The organism is Mammaliicoccus sp. J-M41, assembly GCF_022385935.1.
Taxonomy (GTDB): domain Bacteria; phylum Bacillota; class Bacilli; order Staphylococcales; family Staphylococcaceae; genus Mammaliicoccus; species Mammaliicoccus sciuri_A.
This window is the reverse complement of the sequence record NZ_JAJNIR010000004.1, coordinates 23,942-42,575: the sequence shown is the minus strand read 5'-3', so window position 1 is coordinate 42,575 and position 18,634 is coordinate 23,942. Positions and strand designations below refer to the sequence as shown.

Genomic DNA, 18,634 nt, shown 5'->3' with positions numbered 1-18,634 from the left:
TTAAACTATCGAAATATGATATATTAACCATATCTATATAGGAGGTTTGTTATGTTTATTTCAATTATAGTTCCTCTTTATAATGAGGAAACTAACATCTCTATTTTACATGAAAAAGTATCAAACGTCTTTTTAAATTTGCCACATCAATTTGAAATCATTTTTGTTGATGATGGTTCTACAGATGCTTCACTAAATTTAATTCAATCACTATCAGAAAAAGACAAACATGTTAAATACATATCTTTTTCTAAAAATTTCGGCAAAGAATCTGCTATGTATTGTGGCCTTGAGCACAGTATAGGAGATGCTGTTATCATCATGGATTCAGACCTTCAACACCCACCTGAGATAATCCCACAAATGATCGAATTACACCTTGAAGGCTATCAACAAGTCGTCGCATTACGCAACCGCGACAAAGAGTCATTTTTAAAAAGAATCCCAGCTAAAATTTTCTATAAATTATCTAGAAATATGATTGATGTTAAATTAAAAAGCGGTGAAGGTGACTTTCGCTTAATATCTAAAGAAGTTGTTGAGTCTATCATTAAAATGACAGAGTATAACCGATTCTCTAAAGGTATATTTGAATGGGTTGGTTTTAATAAGACAAGTATTACATATGATCATCTAGATAGAAATCAAGGACGTTCTAAATATTCCAACTTTAAATTAATCGATTACGCAATTGATGGTATCGTTAGTTTTAATAATAAACCGCTTCGACTATGCTTTTATTTTGGTGGTATTACAATGTTTATCTGTCTTCTATATATTTTAATAACATTTATAAATATTATGATACATGGCATCGAAGAACCTGGTTATTTCACAATTATTTCCGCCATTTTATTCTTAGGTGGTCTTCAATTATTTAGTTTAGGTGTCATAGGTGAATATATTGGTCGTATTTATTATGAAACAAAAGATAGACCAAAATATATTATTCAACAAACAAACCTTAAATCTCACGAATAACACATATAGGTGAATCAAATGATAAATAAAATAAAAACATTTTTAAATAACAACGCTATTTTCAAATACATTTTGCTTTTCGGTATCTTAGCCATTTTAGGTCATAGTTATATACTATATCGCTATTTTAAAGATGGTATTATTTTTACTGGTCCAAATGATGGTATCGAACAAATGTTGCCAATACAAATGTATCTGTATGAACATTGGACACACGGAACATTTTTCTATTCAACTGATTTAGGTCTTGGTGGAGATATGTTTATGGATTTGTCGTATTACTTCTCTACGAATATTTTGTTCATTATCAATGTCATTTTTGTTTGGATAGGCTCATTTATCTTTCATTTTAATACGGACCACATGTTATTTTGGGCTCAGAATGCCATTGTCATATCAATCGTAAAGTCATTTTTAATTATGAGTTTTACCTATTTATATGTTAAGAAGATTGGCTTAAATCGAACTGCTTCGATAGTTGCTGCTTTTCTATTTGCAGTTTCTCCTATTTATTTTAGGTTTACTGTATATTGGCCATTCTTTAGTGATGTCTTTATGCTATTACCATTATTATTATTCAGTATTGAAAGATTTTTAAAAGATAAAAAAATAGGCATGTTTATCTTAATCGTTGCCTTAACGTTTATCAATAACTTTTATTTTGCATACTATCAATTTTTAACAGGACTCATTTACTATTTCTATCGATTTATTTTTCAACATAAGGCAGATATCGTACCAAGAATACAACAACTTAAATTACTTGTAGTAGCGAGTATACTTGGACTTGGAAGTAGTTTATTTATTTTCTTCCACTCTGCCCATAGTTTCATTGGGAATAATCGTGCAATTTATAATGGAACGATTCCATTACTGTCTAACTTCAATAAACATGACAATATTTTCTATGACAATTATTTAATTGTTGTACTTTTTATAGCCATTCAAGCGCTTTTAACAATAAAACTATACAAACATTATTATTATAGATTATTTAGTATTTTCACGATTATCTTAATGATAGCGAGTTTCATACCTTATGTAGATAGTATTTTTAATGGCTTTTCTGCTCCACAAAAAAGATGGCATTATTTATTAACGTTCTTTTCTAGTGGTTTAATTGCGAGTTACGCATATTACTTTAAATCAATCGGCATCAAGCAATATATCATCACGGCTATACCATGTTTTGTTGTTATCTTTTCAAGTTATTATATAACTAAAGATTATGTCAGTTGGATTTGGATGGTACCTATTCTATTTATAATAGGATTACTCGTATTAACTATAAAACATTTTACACGTATATTAACACTTGTATTTGCGGCTTTGATATTGTTAACTTCTTTCTTAGTCTCAAAAGATCATAGTAAGAACCAAATCTATCACGATGATCATGAAAGACGTGCGAATAAATTCTTTATTCAAGCAAGTACGTTTGATAGTGGCCTACAACGAAGTCATGTATCACATTTAAATCAACAATTGAATCCTGATGAAAGATTAGGTTGGCGCGTATTAACACAAGATAACACTCCTATGTATCAACATTTTAAAGGTCTTAGTTTATACTCGAGTATATTTGATGGTGGTTTGAATCAATATCTTTTTGAAGATGCAAAAGTTAATCTACAGAATGAATCGTTAAGTCGTTATAGCGATATGCAAGATCGATCAAACTTATACAGCCTTTGGTCAACAAAGTATATAATGAAGAAATCGTACCAGAAATCATCGCCAGCAAACTTTAAATTAATTCAAGACGATGGCAAATATCAAATATTAGAAAACGAGCAACCATTACCTGCTGTTAAAGTAACCGATCAATATTATGATGCCCATGATATTGATAATCCATTAGATCTTGAACATGCCATGATTAAAGGTGTTGTTACAACCGATAAAAATAAAGGAAATGCGCAAATAAACAAAGCACCGAATCTATTAAATCAAACGACCATTACAACGCGTGATGCCGATTATAAAGATGACATGTTGACCGTGCCTCGAAATGGAGATGGTTTAACGATTCAGCTACCTAAAAAATTAACGAATCAATATCAAGATTTATATTTGATGTTACATTTAGAACGTGAATTACCGCAATCAAACTTTACGATTCAAGTAAATGATTATCCAAATAATCGTCTCTTCCAAGATTCAAAATATCGCATGAATCAAGATGATTTACTTTATCGTGTGCCAGTACCTAAAGATGGTAAAATATTTATCTCATTAACGAATGGGAAATATCAATTACAGTTACAAGGTTTATATGGTGAAAATTATCAAACATTGAAGCAAGCTCATAAAGAGAAGCATTATACTTACCATGAAACAAACGGGAAAATTAATATATCTTTACAAGAACATAAAAAAGGAAAAGCAGTCATCAATATACCGTATAGAGAGGGCTTAAAGGCTAAAGTAGACGGTAAAGACAAAGCCATTCATAAAGTCAATCATATTATGACAGGTATTGATGTAGAACAACAAGACAAAGATATAGAAATCACTTATCAACCACCCTATTTTAAAACGATGATTTTGGTTTCAATTGTTTCAATTATTTTAAGCTTTGTCTTCACAAGAAAAGTGAATTCGAAGCAGTAAACTTAAATATATTCGACCCATTTTAGTAAATAAAAAATAAGCATATCACCAGCAACTGAGTAATCAGTTCAGTGATATGCTTATTTATTTTGTGTCGGAATATATGTCCCAAACACTTAAACGCTTAGCAAGCAATGCCAAGGTTTATATTATCTAATTTCTTTAATACGAGCAGCTTTACCACGTAGGCTACGTAAGTAGTAAAGTTTCGCACGACGTACTTTACCGCGACGTTTAACTTCGATTTTCTCGATTTTTGGAGTGTGTACAGGGAATGTACGCTCAACACCAACACCGTATGAAATTTTACGAACTGTAAACGTTTCAGAAATTCCGCCACCACGACGTTTAATAACTACACCTTCGAACACTTGGATACGTTCGCGGCTTCCTTCAACGATACGTACGTGTACAGTTAAAGTGTCACCAGCACGGAATGTTGGAATATCCGTACGTAATTGGTCTTTTGTTACTGCTTCGATTAACTTATTATTACTCATTATATTCTCTCCTTCTGACTATGTTCTTGCCCAATGTAATTGTTTCATATAAATGCTAGCAGCGGATCATAGTGAATTTGTGCTCACACACTTATATTAATATATCACATTGCACAAGTTGATTCAATCTATTTTTTGTTATCATTTAAGAAACGTTTATCCGCTTCTGTTAATGGATAACTATCTAACAAATCTGGTCTTCTCTGTTGTGTTCTTAACAATGATTGTTCATGTCTCCATTTTTCAATGTTGGCATGATTCCCAGATAATAATACATCTGGTACTTTTAAGCCTTCATAATCTGCTGGTCTTGTGTACTGAGGATGTTCTAATAATCCAGATGAAAATGAATCATCTTCATGTGATACTTGATTACCGAGAACACCTGGTATTAGTCTTACGATTGCATCTGTCATTGTCATGCTTGCAAGTTCTCCACCTGTTAATACAAAGTCCCCAATTGAGATTTCATCCGTTACACAATGTTCTCTAATACGTTCATCATAGCCTTCATAATGACCACATATAAAAATAATATGATCGCTTTCTGATAAAGACTCCGCTTTTGCTTGTGTGAATGGCTCGCCTTGTGGACACATTAAAATCACGCGCGTATTTTCATCTTTATCTAATGATTGAAGCGCATTGAATACAGGTTCTGGTTTAAGGACCATACCTTGTCCGCCACCATAAGGATAATCATCAACTTGTGAATGTTTATTATTCGCAAAATCTCTAAAATTCACAGTATTAAATTGAACAATTTCTTTATCTTGTGCTCGTTTCATTATGGAATGATTGAGTACACCTTCATACATTTCTGGAAACAGTGTTAAGTAATCAATCTTCATCAGTCTAATAAACCTTCTAATGGTTCAATTTTAATAGTCTTCAGATCAACATCAACATGTTTAACCACATCTTCAATATAAGGAATTAAATATTCTTTATCTCCCTTAACGACCCATACATCGTTCGCACCTGTTTCCATAATTTCAATTACTCTACCTAACGCTTCTTCTTCAACAAATACTGTACAACCAATAATATCTGAATAGTAGTACTCATTTTCTTCAAGTTCAATCGCTTCATTTGATTGTTCTTGATAAATTTTAGAACCTTTTAAATGTTCGATATCGTTAATGTTATGAATACCTTCAAACGTTAATAGATGAAAATTCTTATGAATTCTATGTGATGCTATAGTAAATGAAAATGATTCATTATTTTTCTTAACTGTAATAATTTGACCTTTTTGAAATCGTTCATCGGTAAAGTCAGAATCTGATAATACTTTCACTTCACCTTTAATACCATGTGTATTAACAATTTTGCCTATTTCAACATTCATTGAGCTGTGCCTCCTCAACTGTTTCTTTCATTATTAACATAAAAAAGAGCACCAATTAGGTACTCTTAATTAACTTCTACAAACACTTTCTTGCCTTGCTCGTTCATTGAACCAGACACAATTGTACGAATTGCTTTAATCATTCTGCCCTTCTTACCAATAATTCTGCCAATGTCTTCTTCATGAACGTCTATATTGAACGTAATGCTAGAATCTTGTTCATCTTTAGATATATTGATGTTCTCCGGATAATCTACGAGCGGTACTATAATTGTTTGTATTAATTTTTCCAATATAATCTACGCTTTACTTAGAAAGTTTAGAATTATGGAATTTCTCCATGATACCTTGAGTTGATAAGATATCACGAACTGTATCAGTAGGTTTTGCACCGTCAGCTAACCATTTTAAAGCTAACTCTTCGTCAACTTTGATTTCTGCTTCTGGTTTAGCAACTGGATTGTAAGTACCGATTGGTTCGATAATACGACCATCACGTGGAGAACGTGCATCTGCTACTACTATACGATAAAATGGGTTTCTTTTTGACCCTTTACGTGTTAAACGAATTTTAACTGCCATGTTTAAAAAACTCCTTACTCATTTATAATTTCTTTTCTACAAGTAAATACTATAACAGGATATAAATTGTTTGTAAAGTGTTTTCTCTTTACCAATTTAAATTTCATGCAAAATAAGAGAGCAAAGCTGGCATGATCACTTAAAGATAGCTGCCATAACTTTGCTCTATATTATAGATGCGTCACGCTTCTATTAGAACGGTAAGTTCATGCCTTGGAATGGATTTCCACCGCGTTTACCTTTTTTACCTTTTTTATTGCTTCCTGTAAATTGTTTCATCATTTTCTTCATGTCGCCAAATTGTTTAATCAATCTATTTACTTCTTGTAAAGAACGACCTGAACCTTTAGCAATACGACGTTTTCTAGAAACATTTAAAATGTCAGGATTATTTCTTTCTTCTAAAGTCATAGAACGGATAATCGCTTGAACATTATCGATTTGTTTAGGATCCATGTTAGCATTTTTCATGCCTTTCATTTTGTTAGCACCTGGAATCATATTCATCAGATCATCTAACGAACCTAAACCTTTAACTTGTTCTAATTGTTCTAAGAAATCATCAAAAGTAAATGAAGATGTTCTCATTTTCTTTTCTAATTCTTTAGCTTTTTCTTCATCGACACCTTGTTGGGCTTTTTCAATTAAACTTAATACGTCACCCATACCTAAAATTCTAGATGCCATACGTTCTGGATGGAACAATTCAAGTCCATCTAGCTTTTCACTCATACCAATAAATTTAATTGGCTTTTCAGTAACAGAACGGATTGAAAGTGCTGCACCACCACGTGTATCACCATCTAATTTAGTTAATGTTACACCTGTTACATCTATTGTATTATCAAATGATTCTGCAACATTAACAGCATCTTGACCTGTCATAGAGTCTACAACAAGCATAATTTCATCTGGTTTAGATACTTCTTTAACGTCTACAAGTTCATTCATTAATGCTTCATCAATATGCAAACGACCTGCTGTATCGATAATAACAAAGTCTAAATGTTCTTCACGCGCATATTTCAACGCGTTCTCAGTAATTTGTTTCGGACTTACTTGATCGCCTTCAGTATATACAGGTATATCAATTTGCTTACCAACTGTTTGTAATTGTTGAATCGCAGCTGGTCTATAAATATCACATGCAACAAGTAATGGCTTTTTGTTATATTTTTTTCTCATTAATAATGCTAATTTACCTGCAGTTGTTGTTTTACCTGCACCTTGTAAACCGACCATCATCACAACAGTAGGTGGTTTACTGCTCATATTAATTTTACTATTTTCTCCACCCATTAAAGTTGTTAATTCATCTTGAACAATCTTGATGACTTGTTGTCCAGGTGTTAAAGATTGCATAACATCTGCACCTAACGCGCGTTCAGATACTGTGTTTACAAAAGATTTAACAACTTTAAAGTTAACGTCTGCTTCTAATAATGCTAATCGTACTTCACGCATCATTGCTTTAATATCTGACTCTGTAACTTTACCCTTACCTTTGATGCGTTGCATCGTGGCTTGAAGTCTTTCGGATAACCCTTCAAATGCCATAAATTTCTCCTCCTATTCAAGAATTTCTAAGCGTTCTATCGCTTGATTAAGTTCTTGATTATCTCCTGACAATCTTTTTAATTCATCAATAATAGATTGTCTTTCTTTAAATTTTTTAAAGAGTTGTAATTTCGTTTCATACTCTTCTAATAATTCATCTGTTCGTTTTATATTATCATATACTGCTTGTCGACTCACATGAAATGTCTCTGCAATTTCACTTAGTGCATAATCTTGTAAATAATATAACTCTAAATAATTGCGTTGTTTTTCAGTTAATAAACCTTGATAAAAATCAAATAAGTAATTCATTCTCATTGTTTTTATAAGTTCATTATTTTCCGTCATTTTGATCAGCTTCTTCAGTAGTATTTTCAACAGATTCATTCGCATCTATCATATCTGCAAATAATCCATAAACATAGCTTTCTGCATCAAATGGTTGTAAGTCATCAAGTTTTTCACCGAGTCCTACAAATTTAACTGGAATTTGTAATTCATTACGTATCGCTAACACGATACCACCTTTTGCTGTTCCGTCAAGTTTCGTTAATACGATACCTGTAACTTGTGTCACTTCTTTAAATGACTTAGCTTGTGATAATGCATTTTGTCCAGTTGTCGCATCTAATGCTAATAATACTTCGTGAGGTGCGCCAGGTACGTTACGATCAATAACTTTTCTAACTTTTTGTAATTCATTCATTAAGTTTGCTTTATTTTGTAATCGTCCTGCAGTATCACAAATTAAAATATCAGCACCTCTATTTTTAGCAGCATTTACAGCATCATACATAACTGCTGCTGGGTCAGAACCTTCTTTTTGACTAATTACTTCTACGCCAACACGTTCTCCCCAAACTTTCAATTGCTCAATAGCACCTGCACGGAAAGTATCTCCAGCTGCTAACATAACTTTTTTACCTTCTTGTTTATAACGGTGTGCTAATTTACCAATTGTCGTCGTTTTACCAACACCATTAACACCAACCATTAATATAACATTTAATCGGTCATTTTCAATATTCATTCGATCAATATCTTCATCATCTTGTACATAAATTTCGACTATTTTTTCAACGATGACTTCTCTTAATTCAGATGTTTCACTAATATTTTGGCGTTTAGCTTCCATACGTAATTCATCAACAAGTTCCATAACTGTGTTAAATCCAACATCTGCTTGAATTAACATTTCTTCTAATGCTTCAAAGAAATCTTCGTCAACTTTACGATACACTGCTAATAAATCATTTAATTTATTTTGGAAGTTCTCTCTAGATTTTTCTAATCCTTGTTTGAACTTAGCACCAAGTTGTTCTGATTCCCATTCTTCGAACTCATCTAATGACATTAATCCATCGTCAAACTGAACCGCTTCAGGATTTTCTTTTTCATTAGACTCAGGTTCTAAGTCTTGGACTGGTTGTTCTTCTTGGTTTTCAATCTCTTTGTTTTTTTCTTCACTAGGAGAGAATCTATCCTTTAATCGTTTAAAAAAACTCATGATTGTAATGCCTCCAATTCTTCTTCTTTAATTGATTTTAAGTTAACACTCACAAGTTTAGAAATGCCCGCTTCTTGCATTGTAACACCATATAAGCTATCCGCGTATGACATTGTACCTTTTCTATGTGTAATGACGATAAATTGAGTTTCTGATTTGAGCTGATCTAAATATTCTGCATATCTTATGACATTTTGTTCATCTAATGCAGCTTCAACTTCATCTAGAATTACAAAAGGCGCTGTACGTGCTTTTAATATCGCAAAGAGTAAACTAATTGCAGATAGCGCACGTTCCCCACCACTAAGTAGTGATAAGTATTGTCTGTTCTTACCTGGAGGTTGTACGACAATTTCAACACCCGCATCTAAAATATCTTTGTCTGTAAGTTGTAACTCAGCACGTCCACCATTGAAGAGTGATTTAAACACATTTCCAAAATGATGATTCACTTCATCAAATGTTTCTTTAAATCTAGTTGATACTTCGCCATCCATTTCTAATATGACTTGTTCTAATGTTTCTTTTGCTTCTAATAAATCTGTTCTTTGGTCACTTAAGAAAGTATATCTTTCATTAACTTCTTTAAATTGTTCAATCGCATTTAAATTTACATGTCCAAGTTCATCTATAGACATTTTCGTTAATTTAACAGTTTTTCTTGCTTCTGAAATATCTTCAGGCATTTCATACAATGATTGTGCTTTTTCAAAAGTTAATTGGTACGTTTCATTTAAGTGTGTCAATTGATGTTCAATCATAATATCTATTTTCGAGTGCTTACTAACCATATCTTGTAATCCTGTTTCTAAACCAGAAATACTTTGATGCATAGATTGCGTATCGCGCTCTATTTGCTCGATTTTTTCTTGAATAGATTTATATTTATCTTGATCATCCATCATTTTCGTTTCTATTTCTTGCTTTTTAGCTGTAAATAGTTGAATTTGACTTTCGACTTTTTCAAATTGACCGCTACCCATATAATCATCAGAATTGATTAATTCAATTTGGTCATTAATCTTAGTTAACGTATGTTCATATTCGTTTAAATCTTCTTTAAGTCGTTTCTTATCTTGTTCTTTCAAACGATTTCGTTCTTTTTCAACTGCAAGATTTGAACGTTTTTCATTTAATGTATTTTGAATAGTTTTTTCACTATCTTTGCTATGTGAAAGAGATGCATTTAATTGATTGATTTCGTTATCAATTTTCTCTATATCTTGTTTAATCGTTACAAGTTTATTTTGTTTTTCTTGTAATGTTTCTTGACCTTTCACAAAGTTATAGCCATCATTTTTTTCAAATTCAAACGTTTCATTTTCGTCTTTTAATCGTTTTTCTTTAGCTAATACTGCATCTAATTGTAACGTTACCTCATGCTCTTTAGCTCTTAATTCAGTACCTTTTTCTTGTGTTTCAGTTAATGACTGTTCGATATTTTGAACTTCTTGTTTTAATGCTTTAACATTCTCCTCAATTTGAGTTGTTTGTTGCATAAAGTTCTGATACTTATCTTCAGTCGTTTTCAGTTCATCTTTTTGTGATAACAAACTTGCTTTCTTCTCTTTGCCACCACCAGTCATAGCCCCGCCTGGCGTAATCACATCGCCTTCAAGTGTCACGATTCTATGCTTGAACTGAATTAACCTCGCAAGTTGATTGGCAGTTTCTAAATCTTTAGCAATAATTGTACTACCTAACAAATGCTCTACAATATTTCGATATTTCTCGTCATATTTAACACCTTCAGAAGCTACTGTAATGAAGCCTTGTTGATCATTAATTTGCTCGATAACAGATTGTGGTATAAATCGTTTTTTAACCACATTCATTGGTAAGAAAGTAGCACGACCTAGTTTTTTATCTTTTAAATATTTAATCGCTAAACGCGCATCTTTCTCTTCTTGTACAATAATGTGTTGCAAAGAAGCACCTAGCGCTATTTCAATAGCTGTTGTCAATTTCGAAGGTGTATCGATAATTTCAGCAACTGCACCTTCTATACCATTGAGTGACTTTTCTTTCAGCACATGTTTAACACCAGAATAAAATCCGGAGTATTCATCTTGCATACTCTTTAACGTATTAATACGCGTCTTCATTTGTTCTGTATAACGGTACGCTTGATAAAGTTTTGACTCCGTATCTTTATATGCTTGCTCTTTAGTTTTTAACAACTTATGGTCAGCTTTATATTTTTCAGTTGTTTCTTGAAGTTCTTTTTCAACAGATTGTAGCTTTTCTGTATAAGTTGATTTATCTTCCCAAACGCGTTGAAGTTCTTCGTATACTTCTTTTTGTCTGCCATCTAATCTTGATTGCTTTTCTTGATGTGTTGCTAATTTGTCTTCTAAAAATCTAATATCATTATTAATGTCTGATTGCTCTGTCATTAGTTGATAATAACGATCTTTCAGTTGTTCAATTTTCTCTTCAAATGTACCTTCTTGATTCGATAATTGACCTTCAAGTCCATTAATTTCTTGCACTAATACTTGATATCTATCTTTAAATTCTTTTAGTTCTGCATCAATTTCTTTAATTTGTTCAGTAATTTTGTTAATTCTCGTTTGAGAAGCTTGCTTTTCTTCTTCAAGTCTTTCATTTGTCGCATCACTATTTTTTTGACGTTCTTTTAAGACTTCTAATTGACCAGTAAATCTTTCTAATGATTCAGTCGCTTCAACTAATGCCTTGTTATCATTTTGTATTTGATTAGAAATCTGATCTCTCGATTTTTTCTTTTCATTTAATTCAAATGTCATAGCGTCTAATTCATTTGTTTTTTGTTCTTTTTGATATTGAAAATGCTCAATTTCTTGTTCAAGCTTTTTAAAATCTTTATTTAAACTTTCAATATCATATACCGTTACAGTAATATCACTCTTTTTCATTTCTTCTTTTAAAGCAATATACTCTTCAGCAATGGCAGCTTCTTCTCTTAGAGGCTCAACTCTAGCTTCTAAATCGAATACAATGTCTTCAACACGATTTAAATTTTGTTCTGTTTCGTCTAATTTTTGCGTCGCTTCTTTTTTACGTTTTTTATATTTTAATACGCCAGCTGCTTCTTCTATGAGATATCTTCTATCACTAGGTTTAGCATTTAAGACTTCATCAACTTTACCTTGAGATATAATACTAAAAGCTTCTTTACCAAGACCTGAATCTAAAAATAGATCAAGAACTGATTTTAAGCGTGTTCGTTCTTTATTTAAATAATATTCACTGTCACCATTTCTATATAAGCGGCGTTCAACTGTTATTGTATCTTCATCTATATTTAATTTTCTTGAATGATTATCCAATGTTAATTTTACTTCTGCATATTGGCACTTTTTACGTTCTTTCGACCCGTTAAAGATAACATCTTCCATCTTAGATCCACGTAAACTTTTTGCTGATTGCTCACCGAGAACCCATTTTATAGCATCCGTAATATTACTTTTACCACTACCATTTGGGCCGACAATAGCTGTTACACCATTATCAAAGTCTACATGTGTATGTTCAGCAAAAGATTTAAATCCATATGCATCTATTGATTTTAAATAAACCATAAACTACCCCTTATTGACCATTATTCAACGCTTTTTTAGCAGCATTTTGTTCTGATTCTTTTTTCGTTCTACCTTTTCCTGTTTCTAAAGGTTTGCCATTTAATAGTACTTCAGAAGTAAACATCTTGTGATGTGCTGGACCACTTTCATCTAATAAATGATACGTAATATTGCCTTTATTATGACGATGCATAAATTCCTGCAATTCTGTTTTATAATCACGATTCGCAGTATAATTTTCATCAACGACATGTGGAAATACAACTTTTTCTAAAAATTGCTCAACAATTTCAAGTCCTTTATCTAAATACAATGCACCAATAAATGATTCGAATGCATCGGCGATTAACGATGGACGTTCACGACCACCTGTTTTTTCTTCACCTTTACCAAGTAAAAGTAATTCGTTCATATTTAAACTCATTGCAAATGTTACAAGTGATGGTTCACATACAATTGATGCGCGCAGTTTAGTGAGCTTACCTTCTGGAAGTAATGGAAATTTCTTGAATAAAAACTGTGACACCGTCAATTCTAACACCGCGTCTCCTAAGAACTCTAAACGTTCATTATGACTTAATTTATCTAATTTAAAGTCATTAATAAAACTTGAATGCGAGAATGCTTGAACATAAATATCATATTGTTCAAATTCGATATCTATTTCTTTCATAAACGCATCGAATTGAGCTTTAAATTGTGCTATGATTTGTGCTTTATTTTTAACCATGCCTGTCCTCCCTAATATTATGTTTCCTATCTATTTTACGTTATATTTCATAAAAAAAAAAGAATATTATCATAAACGACAATATCCATTGACACAATATATAAAACGTCTGAACAAATTGCTTTGTTCAGACGTTTATATTATCTTATGTAATCATCATGGATTGCTTAATTTGGTCTTATAAACCACATTTCAGTTTCATAATCATGCGTGATACGTTGTGCAACTTCTGTCTTGTCAGCACCGCCACCATACCAATTTTGATCTAAACTTGTAAATTGCATGACGTTACCATCTGCATTACCGTTTAACACAATCGCTGTATGTCCAGCACCTGATCCGAAATCTTCATTAAATACAACGACATCTCCTGGTTGTGCTACAAATGATGGTGTATTTTTGTACACTGTAGCTTCACCACTAAAATTATTAGCAGTTGGAATATCTTTTGCATAGTCACCATGTAAACCGTGACCATATAAATAATTCCAATAATAATTCACTAAATCAAAACATTGCCAACCGTAGTAGCCATCAAAATCCCAACCCTTGCCTTCCAATGAATAAACATAATTCATGGCAGCCGTTGAAGATTTTGCAACTTCTTTTTGGACCTTGCTTGATTTCTTATCGTAATCTCTATGTTCAACCTCTACGTTCTGTATCTTAGGTGTCTTGTCTTTAGATATATCACTACCGCCGCCATCCTTAGCGTCAGCATGCAAATTCAAATTCAATGCAGTCAAGCTCGTAAATGCAATAGCTAACAATAATTTGCTTTTAATCTTCATACATCCCCCTAATAAATATGTATTATATATATTCTTAAATAATATATTAAAACATTTTATCATATATAAAGTATACTGGATAGGTTATAAAGATTAAGTATTGATTACAAATGAACAACCCTTTTTCACTTTTAAACAAAAATAAAACGCCCGTAGCCAATGGCATACGGGCGATAGGAATCTTATTATTTTTCTAATGATGAAATACATATGATTTTCACATGAGTTTATGGGTGTTCAAGTATAGTAATTAGCACACTTGAACACAGGTTTTATCCAATGACTATTTCATATTAGTTCATATGAAAACAAATTTTTTGCCCCCTTTTTGCCCCCCCTTATACATATATTCACCTTCCCTTTACAAAACAGAACGTTTGTTCGTATAATGAAATTACTAATTATACGTGAGGTGTTTAAATTGAAAATCATTAACCCGGGCATGCCCGAACCGTACAAGTATGAAACAGATTACAGAAAGATTCCCAGTAAGTATCTTAATAAGAATATTCCAGAAGGTAGAACAATGATTAAATGGGCGCCTTTTGCCACAATGCCACAACAGTATGAAACGATTAATCAGTATATTAAAGACCAAAGTAAGACAGATAAACCTATCTTAGATGAATTAGCCTTAAGAGATTTAAATGATGTACTAGCACAGAAACTATTTTATGATCCACCAGCAACAATTAAGTATTGGGAAAGTGGATATTATAAAGAAATAGCATGTGAAATTCATAAATTTGATAGTGAAAAGAATAAACTCGAAGTTATTAAAGATAATGAGAAGATAAGATTGAATATGGATTGTATTGTTGGTATAGAATAGAATTATTAAAAAATGGAGGGATTGTATTGAATAAACAAAAATTAAGATATGCAATGTTGAAAGAAGTAGACAAAGGGAAAATTAGAATTACAGCAGATGATTTTGGTATAGATCAAGACGATTTTACTGAGCAAGCGTTTTTCTTAAAACGAGAAGGCTATATCACTGGTTATTCTAAAGGAGATAACTTAATCTGGTTTGATAAGGGAATAACTTGGATAACAGAATCTGGAGAAAAGTATTTGAGAGATAATAGCGCTCTTGGAAAGTCATATAATTTAGCTAAAGAAATAAGAGATTGGATTAAATAAATATGCCCACCTTAAATGGTGGGACTTTCTTTAATAAGGTTACATTTTTTTGATTATTGTTTTAAGTTTAACTATAACAACCGTTAAATTTTTATCATCAGCACTTCTAACATTCGCTACTATTTGTGATAAATAAAGTAAATCATCGCTTATATCCAGTAATTCATAATATTTATTGTCAAAATCCATAAATACCTCCAACCCCTCTTTTGGATATTTTAACAAATTTTAGGATACAATTCCCAGTTAAATATTACAAAATTTTAAAAATTTAAAAACCCTATCACAAATTGTGACAGGGCATTGGATAACGATATGAGATTTGATAACGTTAGGAAGAGAAATCAAATCTAAATATAGTTTATCATAAGATTTACATAGATAGTATTGCTGGAGTAGAGTAAAATTATAATAATGGTAAGTTCATAAATAAAAGGGAAGGTTGGATAAAATGAATATTTTAAAAGTGATAATGTCTATATTAGTTATTGCTATTTTAATGGTAGGTCTATCTTATGCAGGGTTTATGGTGTATGAGAATACAATTGCTAAAAAGGATAAAGATATATCAACAAATGTTAATGATCAAAACCAAACTGTTGAAGATGATATTAGTACGAATAATGAACAGATAGTTGAGAATAACAATGAACAGTCGGAAGAAAATCCTGAATACTTACCCCATTTATCTGATAAGAATTATGCATTCCGACTTGTGACACTTAATAGAGATTCGTTACCTGAGGGAAGTAAAGAACAAAAAGAATTTGATGGTACTATACAAACTGCACGTACAAACATAGCAAATGGTTTAGGTAAAGACTTTGATTACAAAATCGTTGAACAATATGAAGCAATAAATGCTGCAGGTGGTAATCAAGGAAAAGCTAAAGAATATATTAAAAATCATCCATATAAATAACCCACCTTAAATGGTGGGTTTAGTTACGTAATTAATTACTTTTTAGGTGGAACTTTGACATCGAGACCATCTGGAGTTTCAATGATAGCTTCCCCAGTTCCATCTTCTTTTACAACAACGTCTTTCGGTTTATAATCTTTACTTTTTTCACTCATAAATTCCCCCTCCTTTCAGTACTAATGATAAATTTTATAATTCATTTTGTAGCTCGATTATTTATCTAATCCTAACATCCTTTTTACCTTAGGATTCCCAAAAATCCAGAAAAGAACACCGATAAATAAAATAACTACAATAACTGAAAATATCATTTTTACAAATTTGATAAAAGTTCCTTCTTCTTTATCCTTTTTTATAACAAAGCTATTTTTATTAACTAAATAACCATCCTCTGAATATTGTTCAGCAAAAACTACTGCATGAGTAAAATTCTTTTGAGTAAAATCTATCTGATAATCTACTTGAAATTCTTGACCGTTAGTTTCCATAAAAGTAGTTACATCCAAAGAATTGTCATCTGATTCATTAACCTCATATTTAATAGGTTTCCCAATAGGAAAGTATAATGTATTATTTTTAACTGTTGCCCATTCTTCTTGAGCATCTAAGTTAAACCATTTACCTTCAAAACCTTTTTCTGCTTTACTTGAACAACCTGACACAAAAATTACTAGCAAAAATATCAAACCAATTAATTTTTTCAATAAAACTCTCTCCCTATATCGTCATAAACAAACTAATATCTTTTTACTTATCTAATCCCATTGCTTTTCTAACTCTTGGTTTTCTCATAACAAAATATAGTCCAACAAAGAACAATACAATAAACAACAAGAATATACTATATATAAAAGCGTTATCAAACCAATTAGTTTTCTTTTCAACTGTAATAGATTCCTCATTTAGAACTTCTCCGTCTAATCTGTATAATTCACTTTCTACATAAGCAACTGAATAATCGTCATATATAAAATCAAAATGATATTGAGATTCTAAATCTACATCTTCTCCCCGTTCGCTTTCCCATAGTAACGAAATTGAATCATTTGATTTATCAATTACTTTATAAGTTGTACCATCATATTTTTCTGATCTGTACATTTTTCCATCATCTATACGAAACCATTTTTCACCCGTCTCTTGGTCATACCAAGTACCTTCCAATTCTTTTTCAATGTCCTCTTTCCCACATCCACTCAACAAAACTATGAAAGAAAATAATAATATTATGTATCTTTTCATTTACATTCTCCCTTAATATAAACTTTTATATATAATAGCATAAAATTAGATTGATTATAACTATAAAAAATAAAAAAATACCCTAACTTTTAATGAGCTAGGGTATTAACTATTTCTGAACCTTTAATTCTTCAATTCTTTAACTTCTTTTTGTAAATCATCTAGTCTTAATTTTAAACTTATGTTCGCTAATACAACACAGGTAATCGAGCATACCAATAACGTAATTACCATATTGCTCACTCCTTGTTATCTATGTATTCTTTTATATCAATTACGAAATTATTTACTAACTCAAATACTTCATATAAGAACTCGAATACTTCTCTATTATTGTATTCAAAATAAATTTTTTCGTCGTAGGAGTATCCGTCGTTTTGTGATAAATCTAATTCATCTCCATTTAAAACGACACCTTTAGATTCACCATTTTTACGCCGTGATATAGTATTATCACCTATGTTGATATTGCCAGGTAAGTTCATATTTCCAGTGTTTTCAATTATATAATCCTCATGTGTATTTATTTGCGCGTGTTTCTCGTCGTTTTGCATTTTATTAAATTGATTATAAGTATTTGTAACAAATAAAGTATCAAAAATATCTTTACCTTTCTTATCACCAACTCCAAATCTTTGCTTTAAGATATCATAGAATTTTTCTACTTTCTTAAAATCATTTTTATTTGGTATATATGAAAGTTGCTTTTTAGATACGTTGTTAGTTCTTCTTAAATATTGTATAGAATACTCCATCGACGATTTAAATACATTTAATAATAAATTAATCATTATCTGATCATTCATATCTAAAACTTCTTTTTTCTTCAAGTTGTCTATATGAAATAAACAAAATTCTAGTTTTTGTACACTTTGTTCATGCGAATCTAAATCTTTCAACTTCTTCATATAACTACCTCTCTTTTTAGGTAATTATCTTTAATGGTATGAACTAGTATGAAATATCTATCTTCTTGTTCGTATATAACTCTATCTTCAAATTCTAATATTCTACCGAATTTATATTTTGATAAAATGTTTGTAACAATATCTTTATTTTCACTAACGCATATTACATTAGTTTTCGAATTTTCATAATCCCATATATGTTCAAATAACATGTACATACAAACACCTCTTTTTAAGTGTATTA

Annotated in this window: 20 protein-coding genes; 5 read left to right on the top strand and 15 right to left on the bottom strand. The window is 31.2% G+C overall.

The genetic code is table 11. The features are described 5' to 3' along the window. Window positions 1-51: 51 nt before the first annotated feature. Together LQ686_RS02780 and LQ686_RS02775 are read left to right on the top strand one after the other, a co-directional pair. Window positions 52-981, top strand: coding sequence for a glycosyltransferase family 2 protein (locus LQ686_RS02780; protein ID WP_107572776.1), 930 nt, complete (start codon window positions 52-54; stop codon window positions 979-981). A gap of 18 nt (window positions 982-999) precedes the next feature. Continuing rightward, complete coding sequence (locus LQ686_RS02775; protein WP_107591022.1) at window positions 1,000-3,594, top strand: YfhO family protein; 2,595 nt, start codon at window positions 1,000-1,002, stop codon at window positions 3,592-3,594. A gap of 149 nt (window positions 3,595-3,743) precedes the next feature. Here the strand turns inward: LQ686_RS02775 and rplS are convergent, their stop codons facing one another. From rplS to LQ686_RS02720, 11 genes are all read right to left on the bottom strand, one after another. Then, window positions 3,744-4,094, bottom strand: coding sequence for a 50S ribosomal protein L19 (gene rplS, locus LQ686_RS02770; RefSeq protein WP_025905308.1), 351 nt, complete (start codon window positions 4,092-4,094; stop codon window positions 3,744-3,746). A 128-nt stretch (window positions 4,095-4,222) separates the two neighbouring features. Continuing rightward, window positions 4,223-4,945, bottom strand: a complete 723-nt coding sequence (gene trmD / locus LQ686_RS02765) for a tRNA (guanosine(37)-N1)-methyltransferase TrmD (RefSeq protein WP_103361332.1) — start codon at window positions 4,943-4,945, stop codon at window positions 4,223-4,225. After that, window positions 4,945-5,445 carry a ribosome maturation factor RimM gene (gene rimM / locus LQ686_RS02760; RefSeq protein WP_103361333.1) on the bottom strand — a complete coding sequence of 167 codons (501 nt, stop codon included), beginning with the start codon at window positions 5,443-5,445 and terminating at the stop codon, window positions 4,945-4,947. The genes trmD and rimM overlap by 1 nt, the downstream gene beginning before the upstream one ends. A 65-nt stretch (window positions 5,446-5,510) precedes the next feature. Beyond that, entirely contained in the window at window positions 5,511-5,738 is a 228-nt protein-coding gene (locus tag LQ686_RS02755; RefSeq protein WP_025905305.1) for a KH domain-containing protein, read from the bottom strand. Window positions 5,739-5,751: 13 nt separating this feature from the next. Further along, window positions 5,752-6,027: a 30S ribosomal protein S16 gene (gene rpsP / locus LQ686_RS02750; protein WP_016910739.1), complete on the bottom strand. Its 276-nt coding sequence runs from the start codon at window positions 6,025-6,027 to the stop codon at window positions 5,752-5,754. A 192-nt stretch (window positions 6,028-6,219) separates the two neighbouring features. Next, window positions 6,220-7,584: a signal recognition particle protein gene (gene ffh / locus LQ686_RS02745; protein ID WP_239733155.1), complete on the bottom strand. Its 1,365-nt coding sequence runs from the start codon at window positions 7,582-7,584 to the stop codon at window positions 6,220-6,222. 12 nt (window positions 7,585-7,596) lie between these two features. Continuing rightward, window positions 7,597-7,932, bottom strand: a complete 336-nt coding sequence (locus tag LQ686_RS02740) for a putative DNA-binding protein (RefSeq protein WP_025905303.1) — start codon at window positions 7,930-7,932, stop codon at window positions 7,597-7,599. Continuing rightward, the gene (ftsY, locus tag LQ686_RS02735; RefSeq protein ID WP_025905302.1) at window positions 7,919-9,091 is read right to left on the bottom strand and encodes a signal recognition particle-docking protein FtsY; all 1,173 of its coding nucleotides are present in this window, start codon (window positions 9,089-9,091) and stop codon (window positions 7,919-7,921) included. The genes LQ686_RS02740 and ftsY overlap by 14 nt, the downstream gene beginning before the upstream one ends. After that, window positions 9,088-12,654: a chromosome segregation protein SMC gene (smc, locus tag LQ686_RS02730; RefSeq protein WP_107565450.1), complete on the bottom strand. Its 3,567-nt coding sequence runs from the start codon at window positions 12,652-12,654 to the stop codon at window positions 9,088-9,090. Before smc ends, ftsY begins: the two co-directional genes overlap by 4 nt. Before the next feature lie 10 nt (window positions 12,655-12,664). Continuing rightward, window positions 12,665-13,384 carry a ribonuclease III gene (rnc, locus tag LQ686_RS02725; protein ID WP_025905300.1) on the bottom strand — a complete coding sequence of 240 codons (720 nt, stop codon included), beginning with the start codon at window positions 13,382-13,384 and terminating at the stop codon, window positions 12,665-12,667. Window positions 13,385-13,551: 167 nt separating this feature from the next. Next, on the bottom strand, window positions 13,552-14,175 hold the full coding sequence (locus LQ686_RS02720; RefSeq protein ID WP_107565449.1) for a CHAP domain-containing protein: 624 nt from the start codon (window positions 14,173-14,175) through the stop codon (window positions 13,552-13,554). Between the two features lie 421 nt (window positions 14,176-14,596). Between LQ686_RS02720 and LQ686_RS02715 the strand changes: the two genes are divergently transcribed. Continuing rightward, window positions 14,597-15,007: a YolD-like family protein gene (locus LQ686_RS02715; RefSeq protein ID WP_239733154.1), complete on the top strand. Its 411-nt coding sequence runs from the start codon at window positions 14,597-14,599 to the stop codon at window positions 15,005-15,007. Between the two features lie 26 nt (window positions 15,008-15,033). After that, the gene (locus LQ686_RS02710) at window positions 15,034-15,318 is read left to right on the top strand and encodes a YjcQ family protein (protein ID WP_232158562.1); all 285 of its coding nucleotides are present in this window, start codon (window positions 15,034-15,036) and stop codon (window positions 15,316-15,318) included. A 39-nt stretch (window positions 15,319-15,357) separates the two neighbouring features. Here LQ686_RS02710 and LQ686_RS02705 read toward each other — a convergent pair whose 3' ends face one another. Further along, window positions 15,358-15,507: a hypothetical protein gene (locus tag LQ686_RS02705; RefSeq protein WP_239733153.1), complete on the bottom strand. Its 150-nt coding sequence runs from the start codon at window positions 15,505-15,507 to the stop codon at window positions 15,358-15,360. Between the two features lie 262 nt (window positions 15,508-15,769). Between LQ686_RS02705 and LQ686_RS02700 the strand changes: the two genes are divergently transcribed. Beyond that, window positions 15,770-16,240 (top strand): hypothetical protein, encoded by a 471-nt coding sequence (locus LQ686_RS02700; protein ID WP_239733152.1) that lies wholly within the window; start codon window positions 15,770-15,772, stop codon window positions 16,238-16,240. Between the two features lie 212 nt (window positions 16,241-16,452). Here the strand turns inward: LQ686_RS02700 and LQ686_RS02695 are convergent, their stop codons facing one another. From LQ686_RS02695 to LQ686_RS02685, 3 genes are all read right to left on the bottom strand, one after another. Beyond that, a complete protein-coding gene (locus LQ686_RS02695) occupies window positions 16,453-16,944 on the bottom strand; it encodes a hypothetical protein (protein WP_119494229.1) in 492 nt (163 codons plus the stop codon). A 43-nt stretch (window positions 16,945-16,987) separates the two neighbouring features. Then, entirely contained in the window at window positions 16,988-17,482 is a 495-nt protein-coding gene (locus tag LQ686_RS02690; protein WP_239733151.1) for a hypothetical protein, read from the bottom strand. A gap of 239 nt (window positions 17,483-17,721) precedes the next feature. Further along, window positions 17,722-18,390 carry a hypothetical protein gene (locus tag LQ686_RS02685; protein WP_239733150.1) on the bottom strand — a complete coding sequence of 223 codons (669 nt, stop codon included), beginning with the start codon at window positions 18,388-18,390 and terminating at the stop codon, window positions 17,722-17,724. Window positions 18,391-18,634 lie beyond the last annotated feature (244 nt).